This is a genomic window from Mesorhizobium sp. B2-3-4 (assembly GCF_006442315.1).
Taxonomy (GTDB): Bacteria; Pseudomonadota; Alphaproteobacteria; order Rhizobiales; family Rhizobiaceae; genus Mesorhizobium.
In genome coordinates this window covers 1-19,292 of record NZ_VFVY01000022.1, presented here as the reverse complement: position 1 = coordinate 19,292, position 19,292 = coordinate 1, and the positions used below count along the sequence as shown (strand labels likewise).

Genomic DNA, 19,292 nt, shown 5'->3' with positions numbered 1-19,292 from the left:
AGCCGAACGTGATTCTGACCGCCACTCCCACCTGCTTCGGAATGCCGCCGGCCCTGGGCGTCGTGGTACTCGACAGATCGGATCCACTGTGGCGCGGTGGACAACACCTAAAAGGAAAACGCTCATCGGTCATCGTCGACGGCGCCAGCGACCCCGCGGATGATCCTAGTTTTCGCCCTATGCGCGGACCACCTGATCAAATTTTCGAAGAGCACGAGATGCTCTGCATGCGGCCGGTCCATCTGGGAGCAACCCTCGCGTATCCATAGCAACGGTTCCCGGATTGGCTCCCCGTCGGGACCACAGAAGTTCTCGACCAATTGGCTGACGAGATCCGCCAATGAGTCGGGAGCAGGAAACCGGTGCATCTCTTGCTGTGGAACGACGGCCGAAGGCTTAGTTCTTCGCTCAGGTCATCGTCTTCCCGAGGAATAGACCGCTGTCCTAATCGAGATGTCGCGCTACTTGCAGATCGACTTAGCCGCGCAGAAAGTCGATCAAAAGATGGGCAACCTCGGCCGGGGCCTCGCGAGTTGGAAAATGGCCGACATCAGAAATGACGCGCCTTTCATATCCGCCTGTGAAGAATTGATCCTTGCCTTCGGTCTTCTCCGGGAATGTGACTGCGTCCGACCCGCCTTGGATCATCAGTGTCGGCACGGTTATACGGCATTGCATCCCTCCATGAGGCGAGTGCCTATTTGGCGCATTCGGTTCTTGGACCGCGCCTTTGTCACGCGACGCGCACAGTCCTTGCAACAAAGAACCTGTCGGTCCACGAAATTTTCGGTTCGCCCGATGATCTCAAGTTTCATTCTTCGATGACGCTGTTTGCTCTGGCGTCTTCGGTCCCGCAAAACCTGTTCCGTGAGGCCCTTGACCACTGGTTCGTCGGCCAAATGGATGGTGCGTCGCTGCAGATTTTGAGCATCCGCGGTCAGCGGGACCAATGACGTCAGGCGAGGGGACACTCTGCTACTCTGAGGGTTTCGCCGAGAGCTTTCGGAACATGCGCTTGTCTTAGACATTCCTGATCCCACAATCCTTTTTTGGGCATCGCAATGGCAAATGACAAGCTCACCACATACAAAGCTAAGCGCGACTTTCGCGAGACGCAGGAACCAAGTGGCCAGGCCAAAGTCCAACCGTCGGATCGCCGCCGCTTCGTGATCCAGAAACATGACGCCACGCGGCTACACTATGATCTGCGTCTTGAGCTCGGCGGTGTGTTCAAATCCTGGGCCGTGACGCGTGGTCCCTCTATGGATCCGCATGACAAGCGGCTCGCCGTCGAAGTGGAAGATCATCCGCTGGACTATGGCGACTTCGAAGGGACGATCCCCAAGGGCCAGTATGGCGGGGGATCGGTCATGCTCTGGGACCGCGGTTATTGGGAGCCCGAAGGAAAGAAGACTCCTGAACAGGCGCTGGCAAAGGGAGACTTCAAGTTCAGGCTTGAAGGCAAGCGGCTGCATGGCAGCTTCGTGCTGGTGCGAATGGCCAATGACCGGGAACGGGGCAAGCGAACCAACTGGCTCATGATCAAGCATCGAGACGAATTTGCCGTCGAGGCAAATGGCGCTGCCATTCTTGATGACAATGGTACCTCGGTGGCGTCCGGGCGAACCATGGAAGCGATAGCGGCAGGCAAAGGTCGCAAGCCAAAGCCGTTCATGCTGCAAGGTGGCAACATGGGGGCAGATGCCGTCTGGGATAGCAGCGCATACCGTTCCTGAAGCGCTTCATCGTGTTCAACGTGGCGCAATGCGAAAATCTGCCTGACGATCTGGCCGTGGCTCCGCCTGCACCAGAGCCTGGACTGATCGAGCCCGCCGCCGACGCGCTGATCAAGGCGACCGGGATCGATTTCCGCATCGGTGGCGATCGCGCCTATTATGCTCCGGCGCATGACTATGTTCGGGTGCCGCCCCCGCAGGCCTATTTCGAGACCATCGACTGGCACCGCACCGCCCTGCACGAACTTGGCCATGCGACCGGCCATCCCTCCCGCGTCGGCCGGGACCTCGGCGGCGCCTTCGGCACCAAGAAATATGCGTTCGAGGAACTGGTCGCCGAGATGAACGCAGCCTTCTGCTGCGCCTCGCTTGGCATCGTGCCGACCGTGCGCCACGCCGACTACCTGGCCTCCTGGCTTGAGGTTCTGCGCGAAGACAACCGCGCGATCGTGCGTGCCGCGTCGCGGGCCAGCAAGGCGGCCGACTGGCTGCTTGCCTTCCTACCGCAACCTGACGGCGCATCCAGGACGGGCACAGGCGAGGCCGATGAGACCGACATCGACAGAAGGGCGGCGTGATCCTCCTCACGTACCTCGGATCTTCCGTGTGCGGCGCGGTACGTAGAGTGAGAGGGCTGCGCCGGTCTTTGTGACGGGTTTGGAGGTCGAGAGAGTCTCGGCCGCCCGTCGCGGAGATAATCAAGATGGCTACGGTCAAGCAGAAGATCACCCTCAACGCTTCGTGCGACATCCCGTTCAACAAGCTGATGCTGAGCCAGTCCAACGTCCGGCGCATCAAGCGCGGGGAAACGATCGAGGACCTGGCCGCCTCGATTGGACGGCGCGGCCTGCTCCAGAGTCTCAACGTCCGGCCAGTGTTGGATGGTGAGGGCAACGAGACCGGCATGTTTGAGGTGCCGGCTGGTGGCCGCCGCTATCGCGCCCTTGAGCTGCTGATCAAGCAGAAGCGCATGGTCAAAACCGAGCCTGTGCCTTGCGTCGTCACCGACGCACATAGCGAGGTGCCGATCGAGGAAGATTCGCTGGCCGAGAACTTCCAGCGCGAGGACCTCCATCCTCTCGACATGTTCCGTGCCTTCCAGACCCTGCACGATCAGGGCGCGACCCACGAGGAGATTGCGGCACGCTTCTTCGTGTCCGCGACCTTTGTCCAGCAACGCCTGCGGCTCGCGAAGGTCTCGCCCAAGCTGCACGATATCTACGAGCAGGACGGCATGAACCTCGATCAACTCATGGCCTTCACCGTGACCGACGATCACGCCCGTCAGGAACAGGTCTGGGAGGCGCTCGAACATTCGTGGTCGAAGGAGCCGCATCAAATCCGGCGCATGCTGACCGAAACCACGGTTCGGGCAAGCGATCGCCGAACGCTATTCGTCGGCGTCGAGGCCTATCTCGCAGCCGGCGGCATTGTTCTGCGTGACCTGTTCGAGGCCGACAATGGCGGCTGGCTGCAGGACCCTGTGCTGCTCGACCGCCTGGTCTGCGACAAGCTGAAGTCGATCGCCGACGATATCGCCGCAGAGGGCTGGAAGTGGATCGTGGTCGATGTCGATCTGCCCTATGGCCACACTCACGGCCTGAGAGCGCTCGCCGGCACCCCCACCGATCTGACCGACGCGGAGCGGGCACAACGTGAAGCGCTGCGCAAGGAATACGATCGGCTGGAAGGCGAGTATGGCGAAGTCGACGAACTCCCCGACGAGGTCGATCAGCGCCTCGGCGAGATCGAGTCTGCGCTCGATGCCTTCGAGAGCCGGCCGATGAACTACGATGCGGCCGAGATCGCTCGCGCCGGAGTGTTCATCAGCATCGATCGTGATGGCGATGCCGCCACGCTCCTCGAATGGGTCAGCGAGCATGTGCCGGCACGGTTGCCGGTCATTATGCCCAGGGGCGTCACTGACACACCGTCTTCGGCCGTACCTCGCACCGTACGCGGCTATCTTGCGCGCACGACGAGGGCGACACCGCGCCCCTCGATCGCCGATCCCGAGGCCGTCGAACTCGCCTATGAAGTGATCGACTGGCAGGCCGCCGAGGGCGGCCACATCAGCGATGCGATCTATGAAGATTACGGGCTTCAGGCGATCCGTATTCCCGGCGCGCAGGCGCACCCGACCCAACTTGTGCAGTCGGCGGCGATGGCCTCGGTCGCTCCGCCCAAGCCGAGATATCGGCCGCGCCTGCCACGGAACGTTCTCGACCTGCTGTCGGATGCGCAGATCGAGACCGTCATCTATGCCGGCGAGGCCCATGCCGAATATCTCGCCGGCGCCTGGACCCTCGACTACACCTTCGACGTCGTCAGCGCCGCGGCCGATGACGCCGCCGGCGCCGTTCGCTTCCGCCAAGGCTTCATGATCGGTGACGGCACCGGCGTCGGCAAGGGGCGGGAATCCTCGGCCGTGATCCTCGACAACTGGATGCAGGGCCGTCGCAAGGCGGTGTGGATTTCGAAGTCCGACAAACTGATCGAGGATGCGCAACGCGATTGGTCGGCGCTCGGCATGGAGCGCCTGCTGATCACGCCGCTGTCGCGTTTTCCGCAGGGCAAGCCGATCACGCTGCCGGAAGGCATCCTATTCACCACCTATGCCACGCTGCGCAGCGACGACCGTGGCGAGAAGGTTTCGCGGGTCAAGCAGATCGTCGAATGGTTGGGTCCGGATTTTGATGGAGCCATCATCTTCGACGAAGCGCATGCGATGCAGAATGCCGTCAGCGCCAAGGGCGAGCGGGGCGACACCTCTCCCTCGCAGCAGGGCCGTGCTGGCCTGCGACTCCAGCACGCCCTGCCGAATGCCCGCATTGTCTATGTGTCGGCGACTGGCGCCACCACCGTCCACAATCTAGCCTATGCCCAGCGGCTCGGCCTCTGGGGTGGCGAGCATTTCCCGTTCTCCACCCGCGCCGAGTTTGTCGAGGCGATTGAGGCCGGCGGCGTCGCGGCGATGGAGGTGCTGGCCCGCGACCTCAGGGCGCTCGGCCTCTACACGGCTCGCTCGCTCTCGTTCAACGGCGTCGAATACGAGCTGATCGAGCATGAGCTGACGCCGGAACAGATCCGCATCTACGATGCCTATGCCGGCGCCTTCGGCATCATTCATAACAATCTCGACGCGGCCATGCAGGCGGCCAACATCACCGGCAGTACCGGCACGCTCAATGCCCAGGCCAAGTCGGCCGCTCGCAGCGCATTCGAAAGCGCCAAGCAGAGGTTCTTCGGGCATCTCCTCACCAGCATGAAGACGCCGACGCTGATCCGCTCGATCGCCCGCGATCTGGAGGAGGGCCATGCAGCTGTCATCCAGATCGTCTCGACCGGCGAGGCGCTGATGGAACGGCGGCTGGCCGAACTGCCGACCGAGGAATGGAACGACGTTCGCGTCGACATCACGCCGCGGGAATATGTCCTTGACTACCTGGCCCATTCCTTCCCGGTGCAGCTCTACGAGCCGTTCACCGACAGCGACGGCAATCTGTCGTCCCGGCCGGTCTACCGCGACGGCCAGCCGGTCGAGAGCCGGGAGGCGGTCGCCCGGCGCGATGACCTGATCGCCATGCTCGCCAGCCTGCCGCCCGTGCCCGGCGCACTCGACCAGATCGTCCAGCATTTCGGCACGGACATCGTGGGCGAGGTCACCGGTCGCTCGCGCCGCATCGTGCGCAAGGGCGACCGCCTGGTTGTCGAGAATCGCGCGGGCTCGGCCAACCTCGCCGAGACGCAGGCCTTCATGGATGACCAGAAGCGCGTTCTGGTGTTCTCGGACGCGGGCGGAACGGGGAGGAGCTACCACGCCGAACTGTCGGCCCGGAACACGCGGCTGCGTGTGCATTATCTGCTCGAAGCCGGCTGGAAGGCCGACACAGCCATTCAGGGCCTAGGCCGCACGCATCGCACCAATCAGGCGCAGCCGCCGCTCTTCCGGCCGATTTCGACCAATGTGAAGGCGGAAAAGCGCTTCCTCTCGACGATCGCGCGGAGGCTCGACACGCTCGGCGCAATCACGCGCGGCCAGCGCCAGACCGGCGGCCAGGGCCTGTTCCGGCCAGAGGACAATCTGGAAAGCCACTATGCCCGCGATGCGCTACGGCAACTCTATCTGCTGATCATACGCGGCAAGGTCGAGGGCTGTTCGCTCGAGCGTTTCGAGGCGGCGACGGGTCTCAAGCTGATGGATGCCAATGGCATCAAGGACGAGTTGCCGCCGATCACCACCTTCCTCAATCGTCTGCTCGCACTGACCATTGCGCTGCAGGGCGTGCTGTTCGGTGCCTTCGAGCAACTGCTGGCGGCGCGCATCGAGGGCGCGATCGCGTCAGGCACCTACGATGCCGGGCTGGAGACGCTGAAGGCCGAAAACTTCGTCGTCACCGATCGGCAGGTGATCTACACCCATCCGCGCACCGGCTCCGAAAGCCGCCTGCTCACGATCACCGAACGCAAGCGCAATCGGCCCGTCACGCTCAGTGCGGCGCTCGATCATCTCCGCGATCCGCGTGCCGTACTGCTCATCAACGAGCAATCGGGCCGAGCCGCCGTGCAGATCCCGACCCCCAGCGTCATGCTCGACGATGGCGAGGTCGAGCGACGTGTCCGCCTGATCCGGCCGATGGAAGGCCAGAACATGCCGCTCAAGGCCATGGGCGAAACACGCTGGGTCGAGGCCGACCGCGAGGCTTTCACAACTGCCTGGACGGTCGAAATCGCCGGGGTGCCGGAGTTTTCGGACTCGGTCTTGCACATGGTCACCGGCCTGCTGCTGCCGATCTGGAAGCGCCTGCCCAACGAGTCGACCCGCGTTTATCGACTTCAGACCGACGAGGGCGAGCGCCTCATCGGCCGCCGCGTCTCGCCGGCATGGGCCGCCAACGCCTCTGCGACGAACGTGGTTGCGCTATCGCCGGAGCAGGCGTTTGCGGCTCTGCTGGACGGCCGGACCATCCTTGATCTTGCCGAGGATCTCCAGCTTCGCCGCAGCCGCGTCATGGGCACATGGCGCATCGAATTGTCCGGCTTCACCGACACGATGCGCGAGCGCCTCACCGCCTACGGTCTCTTCCACGAGATCATTTCGTGGAAGCTCAGGATGTTCGTGCCGATCGACGCCAACGGGCTCGCCGTGCTGGAGCGCGTGCTCGACCGCTTCCCAATCGAGCGGGTCAGTGACCGGGAGGCTGCATGATTGCGCGTCACGCTGCCTCCGACCTCGCACACCCCTCGGCGAATATGCCGAGGCGGTGTGCCGCCACTACCTCTCCAATGGCCGTCGCCAGGGCAACTATTGGACCGTCGGCGACGTCCGCAATGCGCCGGGCCGCTCGATGTTCGTGCGTCTGCAGCCATCCCCGAAGGGACCGCCAGGCAAATGGAGCGACGCCGCTACCGGCGAGCATGGCGACCTGCTCGATGTCATCCGCGAATGCCTCGGACTGGTCAATTTCCGGGACGTCGCCGACGAGGCGCGCGTGTTTCTCGCTATGCCAGATGCCATGCCACCCCGACCGGCCGAGCCGATCAAGCAGGTCCCCATTGGATCTCCGGAAGCGGCTCGCCGACTGGTCGCCATGTCGAAGCCCATTATCGGCACCCTCGTGGAAACGTATTTGCGTAGACGTGGCATTGCGACTTTGCACGGAACCGCATCCTTGCAGTTCCATCCACATTGCTACTACCGGCCAGACGATCGTGGACCGACCACGACTTTGCCGGCGATGATCGCCGCTGTCACCGACCTCGATGGACATCTGACCGGCGCGCACCGCACCTGGCTGGCACCGGATGGCTCCGGCAAGGCACTCGTCGACACACCGCGTCGGGCAATGGGTAACCTCCTCGGTCATGCCGTCCGCTTCGGCGTACCTGGCAGCGTCATGGCAGCGGGCGAAGGCATCGAGACGACGCTGTCGCTCAGATGCGCTTTGCCCGACATGGCGATGGCGGCGACTCTCTCGGCGGCTCATCTCGCCGCCATCCTGTTCCCTCCGAACCTGCGGCGGCTCTATGTCATCCGCGACAACGATCCGGCCGGTGACGGTGCCCGAGACAGTCTGCTCGAGCGCGCGACGGACGCCGGAATCGAGGCAATCGTGCTGTCGCCGGAGACGGAGGACTTCAATGAAGACCTCCGCCATTTCGGACTTGCCACCTTCCGCGCCTCGATTGCGGACCAGCTTATGCGCAGGGATCGCATCCGTTATCTGACACGGGCGGCGTGAGCCGGGAGGGGAAGCGCGCGGCCCACGGTGTGGCCGCATAGCATGTATAGGAGCCCGCCGGTAGGGAACCGCGACCCGGCCTTCGAGAGGGCGATCGGCCCACAATCGGGCCGGCCAGGCAATGGCGGCGGCCGACTATTTTCCAGCGGCGCGCGACTGCTCGCAAATGGTAGCGATTGGTCGAGACGCCGTTCCATCGCGAGGCAAAATAGCCGGCCGCCGCCATCCTCCGCTTCGCTCCGGCCCTCCGCTACGCTGCGGGTGTCGGACCGTCCCGCCCGTGGGCTCTCGTCGCCATGAAGGTCGCGAGGGTCGCGGTCAAACCGACGGGAGCATCCCCATGAGCGAGCACGACGACACCGAACCGCACCACGCCGCTTCTCCGACCGATCACATCCTCACCGAACAACAGCTCTATGGCTGGCGCCCATTTGCCGACGAGCCCGATCCGCGACCGCTCCCCGGCGGCGACCACGTGGCCGGAGCCGTGGCCGACATCTTTGACGCCCTCATCGCCACCCTGGCCGAAACGCGCCTCGAACCCGACCTCGATGACCTGCTCTGGTCCGTCACCAATGTCTTCCACCGAGCTGTACAACGGATCGAGCGGCAACTGGACGACAACGAGCAGGCCCAGCGCCGCCTGCAGCGCGAACAGGACGGCAGCGAGATCAAGGCGGTCGAACTAGAGAACCTCACCGCCCAGGGCCGGACCACGATCGAGCGGCGCGACGCCTTCGAGCTAATGCGTGACCAGGCCGCCGACCACTACGATCAATACACCGGCTCGGCCTGGCGACCGCGCACCGGGTCGATGGTCAACCACCATCATCTCACCGCCGCAATGATCGATAGTCGCGACTTCCTGGCGGCCAGGCGGCGCGCGGAAACCGAGGTCATGCTACCCGCCGGCCCCAAGATCGCCTTCTCCGGCGGCGATACCGCTGATCACCAGTTGATCTGGGCAAAGCTCGACCAAATCCGCTGCAAGCACCCCGACATGGTGCTGATGCACGGCGGATCACCGAAAGGCGCCGAAAAGATCGCCGCCCGCTGGGCCGATCATCGCAAAGTGCAGCAGGTCGCCTTCAAGCCTGACTGGAGCAAACATGCCAAGGCCGCTCCCTTCAAACGCAACGACCAAATGTTGGCAGTCATGCCGATCGGCGTCATCATCTTTTCGGGCAACGGCATTCAGGAAAACCTTGCCGACAAGGCCCGCAAGCTCGGCATTCCGATCTATCGGCTCGGCGGCTCGTGAGCGCCGCCTTTCCCAACTCAAAGTCGCAGTCCAGGTCGCAAGCGCTATTGCGAATGTCTTCTTCTCACCGAAGCCGACGTATGCCCCTAATGACGCGAATGGCCGCTTTGCGCCCCTTTTCCGCTATTCAGCTAGAGTTCGCCTTTGCCGGAATGCGGACATGACGGTGCCGGCGGCGCGATTCGACGTCAGCTTTGCGCGCCCCCCGATCGAGCGAAATTCCAACCCGCTAATGCGCTCGTCCACCGTCGCCGCTCGCCAATGGTGACGCGCAGGCGGCATCCTTGGCGGCATAGACTCTCTGGAGCATGCAGCACCTCAGTGTCAGCCGCGTCGGCGGTGCGACGACGGCGGATGTAGTCGCCCCGCTAATGCTGCTCCGTTACCTATGGGAATGGGATCGTTCGACTTTACCTTTGATCCAAAGCGCTCATTGCCGTGTCAATCTCGTCCATGCTGTAAGACATCGACGGCGCCAGGTTCGTGATGTGATGATCCCATTGCATTCTGCAGGCGATGTAGGCCTCGGCACCTGCTCCTTCGTCAGCCGTGGTCTCGATGCCCGCCTCGCGAAGCCGAGCCAGGGCAACGTGATAGCGTGCCTGCCAGCGGTCTCGGGTCTGCTGGTCTGGTTGGGCCTCCCGATCCGGTGCGCCGTGAGGAAGGAAGGTCTCTTCCAGGGTGGTGACCAGCATCATTGACGCTTCCCAAAGCTGCGCTACGGCTCCCGTCTCCTTCAGCCAGCCGTACTGCTGATCATTCAGCGCGCTCTTCAACAGGCTCACCGTGTCGAATGCCAGCAGCGTGGTACGTGACACCGAGTGATATGGATCGTTGAAGCGAAAATAGAACAGCACCGGGTAGAAGTGATGTGCCTCCTTGGTTTGAGTCATCTCGACACCGAGTTCCGAAAGGTTTGTGTAGCCGGCACTGAACTGCCCTCGAGGGCCGAGGCGGGCGAGCAATTCGGCGGCGTCGCCTGTGCACCCCGACAGGAGATGACTATTTAGGGCTAGCAAGTTGCGCCGCAGCAACGCTGTATAGACCTGCATTAGATAGGTCAGCGTCAGCGATATCACCGACGTGCCGATCAGCGAATTGAATAGGAAAAGGAGCCGCGTCAGGCTTGTGTGGGGGGTGAAGTCGCTCGCGCCGACAATAGCCATGCTGGTGCCACCGGCATACATGGCGGTGACAAAGTCGGTGGGTGTCGCGCCGTTGGTGGCGCGGATGGACGTGCCGAGTTCCGGGTGAACGATCAGCGCCGCACCAAGCGTCAGTCCGAGAGCCCAGACCCCGACGAGCAGCACGAGGATGACCGGACCGCAGAGGGACAGAACGGCTCCTTGCCGAGAGCCGAAAATCTCAGCGGCCTGGACGAAAGTGTCCCAGACCAGCCGCGCCACCCTGGATCCGACAATGCTGGTGCCAATGCGAGCGTAGAGCACGGTGAGAAAGATATCGAGCAAGACGATCAGGATCAGCAGTATTCCAAGGCCCTGCTCCAGTGGCTCCATCACGGTAGCCTCCCGTCACCCCAACTGCCCGGTCGGGTTCATTGGGGATTCTCGACCGAGCCTGTGGCCTCGTCGCTTTTTGGAGGCTTGATCCGCCACAGCCGCGTCTTCAGGCGCGGGCCGTTCTCGGGCTTGAACCAGCTCATGTCCTGAATGCGGGAGCTTGTGACATAGACGGTCCCGTCGGGGCTTTCCGAGAACGTGTCGGGCCAGCGCAGCCGCTTGTCCTTCACCAGGGTGGTGATGCGATCCCCATCAAGAACCTTCACTGCATCCTGTTCAATCGCGCTCAGATAAAACTGCCCGCGCCGGTCGATCCAAAGCCCATCCGTCGGCTCGGTTTCGGTGACACGCTCCACACGCCCTTCGAGGTCTTTCTCGGATAAACGCGGGTCCTCCAGGGCATCCGCTGCGATTCGATAGAGGGTCCGGCCGGTCAGGGCTTTCCAGTAGAGCGTGCGCCCATCGGGGGAGAGCGCGATGCTGTCAGCGGCAAATTCCACTCCGCGCCCGTCAGGCCGGCGTAACTCATGGCCATCAGTCTTTACCACCACCTCCTTTTCCGTTTGGGTGCTAGGGTGCCCATCAAGCACGCGCCGAGCTTTCCCGGTCTGCAGATCCACAACAACGAGAGCACCCTTCGCCCCGGCATCGGTCAGGAAGGCATGTCGCCCGTCGGGCGAAAACCGCACATCGTTCAGGTAGCTGCCTTGCGGCGCGACCGTCTCGCCGAACTGGATCACCTGCGCAACCTTGTTGGTCTTCAGGTCGATCCTGACGAGTTTGGGTCCACCCTGCACAACTGGTCCTGTGGCTGGCGCGGCCGGATCGACGACCCAGAGATTGCCACGAGCGTCGGTCACGACGCTCTGGACGCACACGAAGTGATCGCCTGCGGACATCTGATTCTTCTTGGCATTGCGCCAGGAATTCCACTCGTCATCCGGGTAAGGTTTGATCTGACCATCGCCGGTCACCTCGGCAACCGAGATCGGTGCATCCTCTGTCCACCGCGGAAAGTTGACGAAGATGCGCCCATCCTGCGAAACGCTCACTCCGGTCACTTGGTGATCGAAGCGGGCGACCTGCTGCAGTTGTGCCGTACCCTGAGATGGTGCTGCGCTCTGCTGCGCCATTGAAGTGGTGGTCACGAGCGTTGTGAACAGGGTCATCGTTGTGAGCTTGAGCATGGTTACCTCGATCGCGCTCCGCGCGGGTGGTTTGTGGGCTTCAAGATCGCCCAACTGAGTGAGGCTCACGATGTTCCATGAATTTTTCTTCAGGGAAGCTCCTCTCGTAAGCAGCTAATCGCTCCGGCGCCAAAGCTGTCGGACGGCAATCCGCTCCAAGCCGGACCTAGAGGCCAACTTTGCCTTGCAGACGACCACTCGGGAGGTCGCCGTCGCGTCGCTCGCGGTCATTGTCAACCTTGCGATTGAATGGCTACCACTTTGGCCGGTTTAGCGGACGTGGTTAGCCGTGCGACTGTTGGCATGATGCGCGTTGTAAGCTAAATGCAAGGCAACGGCGGTTGTACAAAAGGTGACACCGGCGCTGATGAAGAACACGACGCTCAAACCTGCTCGATCGGCAGCCCAACCCAATGCTGGGCTTCCTAGAGCCATCGCGACGTCCAGAAAGGCAGTGTAGATGCCCATCGCCAAGCCGCGGTTTTGCGGTGATGTGCCACCAACCGCCTCCGCGCCAAGCCCGGGGTAGACCAGCGAGTAGCCCAGGCCCGCCAGCGCGGCTCCGAAGGAAGCAAGCACACTGCTTTGTGCCAACCCGATGAGCAGAAGCCCGGCTGACTGCACCAGCACGAACAGGAGGGCGATCTTTGCACCGCCATACCTGTCAGGCAAATGACCGCAGACGACACGCGCTGCGATTAGCGAAGCTCCAAACGCTGTAAATCCAAGCCAGACGGGTCGCCAGTGATTGTCGGCATAGAGGAGCGAGCTGTAGGCAAGGATTGAGCAGTAGCCGATACTGGCGAGTGCCGCACCGACTCCTGGCAGCCAAACTGCGCCAAAAACTGCTCTCAAATCGGATTTTCTCTGCCGCAGTTGTATCCGAGGGTTTGGCGCTCGCATCAGCGATCCCAATACAAGCAACGGCAACAATGTGGTCAGCAGTCCTATCGCCGCAAAACCATAGGCGGTGAACAACATGGTTCCCAAAGGTCCGCTGAAGGCCAATGCCGCGAACATCGCAGTGCCAACCCATGCAATGACTTTCCCGGAATGCCCGGCATCCACGAGTGCCAGGCCCCAAGCCACGCCACCTGTGATGATGAAGCTCTCGGCACCGCCGAGCACCGCGCGCCCAACGACCAGGATCGTGACGGAGAGAACGGGCGCATTCGCGACGGCAGAGGACACAAGATAGAACAACCCGGCAGCCGTTGCGGCAACCAGCCCCACCAGAACGGCTCGTTTTCCTCCGTTCTCGTCGGCAAAGGAACCCGACCACACGCGTGACACCAGGGACGCCGCGAACTGCGTTCCTGCCACCATGCCGACAATGACGCTACCGAACCCCAGATTGTGGCTGACGTGCAGCGGAAGCACAGGCAATGCTGCGCCGATGACAACAAACCCGGACAACACCGCTGCCATGGGGGCCAGCAGGCTAAGCGTTGCACCTTCGATGATCATGGCAAGGATCTCCGGGCCAGATGCGATGCGGCAAAAGCGGTGAGCGCCGACCCGCAGAGCAGCACCGCGCCGAAAGTGAAAGCTCCCCGCCAGCCGACCGTATCGAAGAGCATGCCGCCGATGGCGGCGCCCCCGGTGATGGCGAGCTGGATGACTGCGACCTGCAGCCCGCCGCCGGCCTCCGCGTCGTCCGGCAACGTGCGGCTGAGCCACGTGCCCCAGCCAACGGGCGCGGCCGTGCCGAAGAAACCCCAGGCAACGAGCAGCAGCGCTGTAGAAGCCGGCAACGCGCCGAACGCGATCAGCGCAACGGCCAGCGCGGCCATGACCAGGGGGATGACGACGAGAACGCTGAACAAGCGTGTGCGCAAAAGCCGGCCGATGCACCAGGTGCCGGCCACTCCCGCCAGGCCCATTGCCAGCAGGATCGCCGAAAGCGCGGCGATATCGAGCCGGGTGACGCTCTCCAGGAAAGGGCGCAGATAGGTGAAAAGCGCGAACTGGCCCATGAACAGCATCATGATCGATGCCATGCCGATGGCGACTGGAAGACGGCCGAGCAGCGCCAGCGGATTGCCTGGGCGTTTCCTCCGGCGCGGGGGCAGCTCTGGAAGGCTGATCCACTGCCAGATCAGCGCCAGCAGACCGAGCGGCACGACGAGAAAGAAAGCGCCGCGCCAGCCGACATAGGCGCCAAGAAAGCTGCCTAGCGGCGCGGCGATCGTGGCCGCGATCGCATTGCCGGCGTTCAGCATGGCGAGGCCCTTTGGAACCATGTCTTGCCGCACGAGGCGCATGACGATCGCGGTCGACATCGACCAGAAGCCGCCGATCGCGACACCGAGCAGCGCGCGGCCAACCATGAGGAGCGCGTAATTCGGCGCAAAGGTGACAGCGAGCCCGGAAACAATGAGGAGAGCCGTAAAGCCGGTGACGACCAGCCGGCGGTCAATTCGCCGGGTCAGGCCGGCGACTAGGAGGCTGGTCACGACGGCAAAAGCACCCGAAATCGAAATTGCCTGTCCGGCCCGGCCTGCGGCGATGCCGAGATCGGCCGCGATCGGGGAGAGCAGGCTGACCGGCATGAATTCCGACGCGATAAGCACGAAGACGCACAGCGCCATCGAAAGCACCGCGCCCCATGCGGAGCGGGCTTCGACGAATCTCGTGTCGTAGGTCGTTTCCATAATTGGCATCCTTGCAAGGGCGACCGGGGCGGATCAGCCGCGATCCCCGTCGCCATGCCCGGAATATATCGACGCGGAACCCATTCTATTAGACTGAGGAATTCGCATGGACTTATCTGTTTGTGATATAAATGCCGTTGGAGGTGACCTATGCATCGCGATGGCATGAAGGATCTTCTGTGGTTCGTGGCGGTCGCTCAGGAACGCAGCTTTACCAAGGCGGCGGCCAAGCTCGGCACCTCGCAGTCGACCCTAAGCTCGACAATCAAGGATCTGGAAGCTCGTCTTGGCGTCCGCCTGCTGACTCGCACGACACGGAGCGTCGCCCCGACGGAGGCCGGTGAGCGACTTTTCCAATCCCTTGTTCCTCGCTTCGAGGAAATTGAAGCCGACCTTTCAAGCCTGGTGGCCTTTCGCGACAAACCCTCCGGAGTGGTCCGCATCACGCTGTCCGACCATGCGCTTCAGACGACCGTCTGGCCGAAGCTGCAGCCCGTGCTCAGCGACTATCCCGACGTGCGCGTGGAGCTCTACAGCGACAATGGCATGAGGAACATTGTGGAGGAGCGCTTCGACGCAGGCGTGCGGCTCGGCGAAAGCATCGACAGGGATATGATCGCAGTGCGGATCGGTCCGGACTGGAGGCTGGTGGCTGTGGGTTCGCCGGAGTACTTTACCCGCCATCCGGTTCCGTCCGCGCCCCAGGCGGGTGGAAGGCCAACTCACCTTCAATTCGTCCATACCCATGATCGAGGCTGCGATACGCGGTTGCGGGATCGCCTATGTTCCGGAAAATCTCGTAAGTCATCACATCACCAGCGGACGCCTCAGGCTGGTGCTTGACGATTGGAGTCCGCCATTTGCGGGCTATCACCTTTATTACCCGAGCAGGCGGCAGCTCTCGCCTGCGATGGCGGTGATCGTCGAGGCGCTCCGCCATCGCATCTGACCCAGCCAGCCACTCCTTGCACTGGGTTGTGAGGGATGATGCGGGTGGCGACCTTCCACCGCAGATCGCGGAGGTCTTCACCGTTCAGATCTTGCGACAGCAACGATCATCACCCAGCCAACTTTGAGGTTGTTTGCGATGGCTGCTCCAGGCAGTTTCGCCCTGGCACCGGGCAGTACGCTCCCGGCCCAACTGCGGTCATTCGAGAACCGGCGACGGATGACCGCTCTGGCGCAAAGCGGACGACTTCCCGTCGACCTAGGAACTCGGTCGGTAGCAACTTCAAGCCGAGTGCGGCGTTCGGGCGCAGGACCGGCACAGGGTATCTCGCTCGGCATTTTCCGTCCGTCAGTTCCTGGAACGAAGTACCACCCCTGCGATGCGACGCTGATCCTTGGTCCAGCCGATGGCCTGACGCCATCAACCCGCAAGGGGTCGGACTACGCGAAGCGTGCCGCCGCTCCGGCTTCGCCTTCGCGGTGATTGCGGCCATCGGCCGAACACATCGGGCGCCTGTCAGCGGGGGAGGGTCCTCCGCCTCAAACAGGAGCCGGATCGATGTCCTACGCCGACGCACATGCCTTCGCCTTCAGCCTCGCCGCCACCCTCATGGTCGCCGTCGTCATCTTTCGTGCCGGTGACGGCACTCTCTCGGTCGTGCCGGTGAACGAGTATGATGGCGACGACACCGCCATCATCGGCGAAATTGACCCGTTCGCCCCATGACGGGGCGGACATCGCCCTGGCGATGCAAGAACGCCGGCGGGTTTCACCCGCGCTTTTCCTTTGCTATGCTGTGCACTGCGCCAGGTGGTGGTGGAAGGCGCAATCGCCAGAGCTATTCTCTCGGAGACACCACCATGATCATCCTCGGCATTCTCCTTTGCGTCGCGGCCATCGGCATCTTGTGCTGGTTGCTTTTCACGCTTGCTATCGTCGCCCTCCCGTTGTTCGCCGGGTCAACGCAAGTACATGGGCATTCAACACCGGTGCCCGCTGGCCTGGCGCGATCCTTGTCGGCATCCTCGCAGCCGGGTTGACGCTCGGCGTCGGCCAAATCCTCCTCGGCGTTATCAGGCCCATGTGGGCGAAGCTGGCGATCGCGATCGTCTTCGTCGCTCCCGCGATCGTTGGCGGCTACCATGCCACCCATGGCATCGCGAAGCACATGATGCCTTCGGAGACCTGGCAGATCGTCTTTTCCGTCATTGACGCGGTGGCCGTCGGCGTCACGGCATATCTGCGGGTCGCGGGCATGGCGGCCGCCGACCAATCCGGTAGGGACAGGGTTCAAGCTTAAACCCGCGCGAGCGAGGCGGGTGGACCAGGCCGACGAAGGCCCAGCCTCCTCATCATCGGTGGTTGGGGTAATCGGGCCGCATGCGAATGATCGAGCAGTGGCAATCCCGGCGCGGCTTCGTCTAATGGTCTTGAACGTTGGCCGGTCGATGCTGCAAGGCAGGTCCGACCAGTCGGTGGCAGGATGGCAGCGCGGCCGATGGCTCCGGGCGTTGGAGGTGCGCGGGATTTGGTGCCTGGATGTGTAGACGATGCCAGTGAAGCTCGTAGCGATCTGCTGGGCCTGAGTTGGGCGCCCAAATCTCCGTCGCCAATCCGTCCCAAGAGCGCTCCAAACGGCCTCTTCAATGGGCTGATCTGGCCGAAGGACGGCTGAAGCCTCGACCGCCTAAGCCGCAACGACGCGTCTCGACTTTCTTCCCCTGCCGGCTCCCACCCCACGCGGCAAGCGCATGGGGGCCCCGAGCGCCGCCATTCCTCGCGAGACAAGAAAGTCGTTCCTGCGCCGTCCTTCGCGTTGCTCCGGTCGCAAGCGATGCGTCGTCGGTCGCCTCCGGCCAAGTGATCGCCATCGAGGCCGCATGGTGCGGGCTCGGGAACAGAAAAAGGAGACTTTACAATGGCTACCATCGGCACCTTCAAGAAGACCACCGCGAATGAGTTCACCGGCGAAATCGTCACTCTCAGCGTCCAGGCCAAGAACGTGCGCATCGTCCCAGACACCCGCGCCACTGGCGAGAACGCTCCCAGCCACCGGGTGGTGGTCGGTCGCGCCGAGATCGGCGCCGCCTGGTCGAAGACCTCCAACGAAGGCCGCGACTACCTGGGCCTCAAGCTCGACGATCCGAGCTTCAACGCCCCGATCTACGCCAACCTCTTCGACGACGAGGAAGGTGAGGGTTTCTCGCTCATCTGGTCTCGCCCGAACGCGCGGCGGGGTGACTGAGGCCGCGCGCAGGCCCCGGCCGGGAGGCCGGGGCCTTCTTGCGCGGACGTCCGGTTCGGTTCACTCAAGCCGAGAGCGATGCTGAAACCGCATCGCCTGATGCTGATCAACCATCCTCCGTCGGCGCTATTGTTTCTATAAAATGCAGGCTTTCACTCCGTGAAGACGAGGCAAGCGATGATCGAGCCGTTTGACGAAACCGCGCCGACCAGTGACGAACTCACCGAATACGATCGCGAACACGTCAAGCTCTATATGCGCCTGCTTGACGCCGCCGACGACGGCGCGGACTGGCGCGAGGTGGTTGAAATTCTCTTCGGCATTGATCTGACGAAGGAGCCACGACGCGCCCGGCGTATCCATGACAGCCATCTGGCGCGGGCGCGCTGGATGGCGCGTGCTGGCTACCGCCACCTCTTGCGTCAACCCGGCAGCTAGCACCACCGCTCCTCTGGTTCCCGGGTGATGCCGAAACGGCATCACCCGATGCCCGGCGGGGGTCTTCCGCCAATCGCTACAACCCGGAATCGTTTTGAGGCGGGGTCTACGCGTTTCTTGCGTCAGGAGCTTTGGATGAGGCCGGATACATCGCATTGGCGAGACAATGCCAGCTATGATTATTTCGATATATTACCCATCGAAGGGCTCGCCTGGGAGTGTCTGCGTCGTCACGAACCCTATCAGCGGCACTACCAGGCGCTCCTGACCGCACGCGCCGAAAATGCCCCCTTCCTCCCTGAGACACAACGGCTGTGGGGATTACGATTTCCCGGCCAGGCCGGATTTGTCCGCCTTGGCGCAGGATGTTCTGTGGTCGCCTGACGTCGATCCATCTGTGGTTTCTCTCGTGCCGGCGCCGGAATTCCTGTCGTCCTTGCGATCGGCGCCTTTGACCGGCGTGGGGGTGGTCCACGACAGCCCGGAAGGGCGTCACATGGTCCACAGTGCAGGTGTCGCGACCCAACTTCTCCTTCTTCCCGGTAGCGATCCGCATGGCCACCTGGCGGCGCTGATCTCCTTGGATGAAGAAACGTTGGGACGGATCGAAGCACTCACCCGTTTCTGGCGTTCCTTGCAGGGGCGCCCAACGGCTTCGGACACGCGTATGACCCCACAGCAGCGCCGCCGGTTTCGTCTGATGATGCAGGCCGCTGACGGCCGTGCGAACGGCGCGAGCTACCGCGACATTGCGGTTGCATTCTACGGTCATAAGCGCATCGCCGCCGATCCTTGGAAGACCTCGGCGTTGCGCGATGCGGTGATCGGCCTGGTCGAAGGCGCCACCGCCCTGATCGGTGGCGGCTATTTGCAGATCCTGCGTCATCGCCGTCGACCGTAGCGGTTCTGGCCCCGGACGAGGGGGTGGGATTTCAGCCTCCCTCAACTTCCCCATCCCTTGCGAAGCCCATTCTCCGCCACCGTGGTCGCCGTCCACCGCTGAACGCCAGCGGCTGCCCAAAACCCCACGGAGGTCCGACCCATGCGACCCGATATCGCC

At 62.9% G+C, this 19,292-nt stretch carries 14 protein-coding genes and 4 pseudogenes; 14 read left to right on the top strand and 4 right to left on the bottom strand.

Going from position 1 to position 19,292, the window contains the following annotated elements:
• Window positions 1-623: 623 nt before the first annotated feature.
• The 6 genes and pseudogenes from FJ967_RS27005 (at window position 624) to FJ967_RS26980 (ending at window position 9,239) form a co-directional block, all read left to right on the top strand.
• Window positions 624-953 carry a DUF1810 family protein gene (locus FJ967_RS27005; RefSeq protein ID WP_140735362.1) on the top strand — a complete coding sequence of 110 codons (330 nt, stop codon included), beginning with the start codon at window positions 624-626 and terminating at the stop codon, window positions 951-953.
• 108 nt (window positions 954-1,061) lie between these two features.
• Window positions 1,062-1,721: pseudogene (locus tag FJ967_RS27000) on the top strand (DNA polymerase ligase N-terminal domain-containing protein); the annotation flags it as partial.
• Window positions 1,722-1,723: 2 nt separating this feature from the next.
• Window positions 1,724-2,314: pseudogene (locus FJ967_RS26995) on the top strand (zincin-like metallopeptidase domain-containing protein); the annotation flags it as partial.
• A gap of 125 nt (window positions 2,315-2,439) precedes the next feature.
• Entirely contained in the window at window positions 2,440-6,945 is a 4,506-nt protein-coding gene (locus FJ967_RS26990) for a strawberry notch-like NTP hydrolase domain-containing protein (protein WP_140735361.1), read from the top strand.
• Window positions 6,942-7,978: pseudogene (locus tag FJ967_RS26985) on the top strand (toprim domain-containing protein). The gene FJ967_RS26990 and the pseudogene FJ967_RS26985 overlap by 4 nt, the downstream one beginning before the upstream one ends.
• A gap of 340 nt (window positions 7,979-8,318) precedes the next feature.
• Window positions 8,319-9,239: a DUF2493 domain-containing protein gene (locus FJ967_RS26980; RefSeq protein ID WP_140735477.1), complete on the top strand. Its 921-nt coding sequence runs from the start codon at window positions 8,319-8,321 to the stop codon at window positions 9,237-9,239.
• A 410-nt stretch (window positions 9,240-9,649) separates the two neighbouring features.
• Here FJ967_RS26980 and FJ967_RS26975 read toward each other — a convergent pair whose 3' ends face one another.
• From FJ967_RS26975 to FJ967_RS26960, 4 genes are all read right to left on the bottom strand, one after another.
• Complete coding sequence (locus FJ967_RS26975; protein ID WP_348643116.1) at window positions 9,650-10,756, bottom strand: two pore domain potassium channel family protein; 1,107 nt, start codon at window positions 10,754-10,756, stop codon at window positions 9,650-9,652.
• Between the two features lie 38 nt (window positions 10,757-10,794).
• Complete coding sequence (locus FJ967_RS26970; RefSeq protein ID WP_140735359.1) at window positions 10,795-11,946, bottom strand: L-dopachrome tautomerase-related protein; 1,152 nt, start codon at window positions 11,944-11,946, stop codon at window positions 10,795-10,797.
• Between the two features lie 270 nt (window positions 11,947-12,216).
• Complete coding sequence (locus FJ967_RS26965) at window positions 12,217-13,413, bottom strand: arabinose transporter (protein ID WP_140735358.1); 1,197 nt, start codon at window positions 13,411-13,413, stop codon at window positions 12,217-12,219.
• Window positions 13,410-14,600: an MFS transporter gene (locus FJ967_RS26960; RefSeq protein ID WP_140735357.1), complete on the bottom strand. Its 1,191-nt coding sequence runs from the start codon at window positions 14,598-14,600 to the stop codon at window positions 13,410-13,412. The genes FJ967_RS26965 and FJ967_RS26960 overlap by 4 nt, the downstream gene beginning before the upstream one ends.
• A gap of 150 nt (window positions 14,601-14,750) precedes the next feature.
• Between FJ967_RS26960 and FJ967_RS26955 the strand changes: the two genes are divergently transcribed.
• From FJ967_RS26955 to FJ967_RS26925, 8 genes and pseudogenes are all read left to right on the top strand, one after another.
• Window positions 14,751-15,443: a LysR family transcriptional regulator gene (locus FJ967_RS26955; protein WP_246675397.1), complete on the top strand. Its 693-nt coding sequence runs from the start codon at window positions 14,751-14,753 to the stop codon at window positions 15,441-15,443.
• Window positions 15,346-15,549, top strand: a complete 204-nt coding sequence (locus tag FJ967_RS33815) for a LysR substrate-binding domain-containing protein (protein ID WP_246675396.1) — start codon at window positions 15,346-15,348, stop codon at window positions 15,547-15,549. Before FJ967_RS26955 ends, FJ967_RS33815 begins: the two co-directional genes overlap by 98 nt.
• Before the next feature lie 558 nt (window positions 15,550-16,107).
• On the top strand, window positions 16,108-16,275 hold the full coding sequence (locus FJ967_RS33525) for a hypothetical protein (protein ID WP_181176156.1): 168 nt from the start codon (window positions 16,108-16,110) through the stop codon (window positions 16,273-16,275).
• A gap of 134 nt (window positions 16,276-16,409) precedes the next feature.
• Window positions 16,410-16,849, top strand: a pseudogene (locus FJ967_RS26950) (hypothetical protein).
• A gap of 618 nt (window positions 16,850-17,467) precedes the next feature.
• Complete coding sequence (locus FJ967_RS26940; RefSeq protein WP_140735355.1) at window positions 17,468-17,794, top strand: DUF736 domain-containing protein; 327 nt, start codon at window positions 17,468-17,470, stop codon at window positions 17,792-17,794.
• Window positions 17,795-17,971: 177 nt separating this feature from the next.
• A complete protein-coding gene (locus FJ967_RS26935; protein ID WP_140735354.1) occupies window positions 17,972-18,232 on the top strand; it encodes a DUF2285 domain-containing protein in 261 nt (86 codons plus the stop codon).
• 27 nt (window positions 18,233-18,259) lie between these two features.
• The gene (locus FJ967_RS33810; protein WP_348643114.1) at window positions 18,260-18,616 is read left to right on the top strand and encodes a DUF6499 domain-containing protein; all 357 of its coding nucleotides are present in this window, start codon (window positions 18,260-18,262) and stop codon (window positions 18,614-18,616) included.
• Window positions 18,588-19,133, top strand: a complete 546-nt coding sequence (locus tag FJ967_RS26925; protein ID WP_348643113.1) for a DUF2285 domain-containing protein — start codon at window positions 18,588-18,590, stop codon at window positions 19,131-19,133. The genes FJ967_RS33810 and FJ967_RS26925 overlap by 29 nt, the downstream gene beginning before the upstream one ends.
• Window positions 19,134-19,292: the final 159 nt, after the last annotated feature.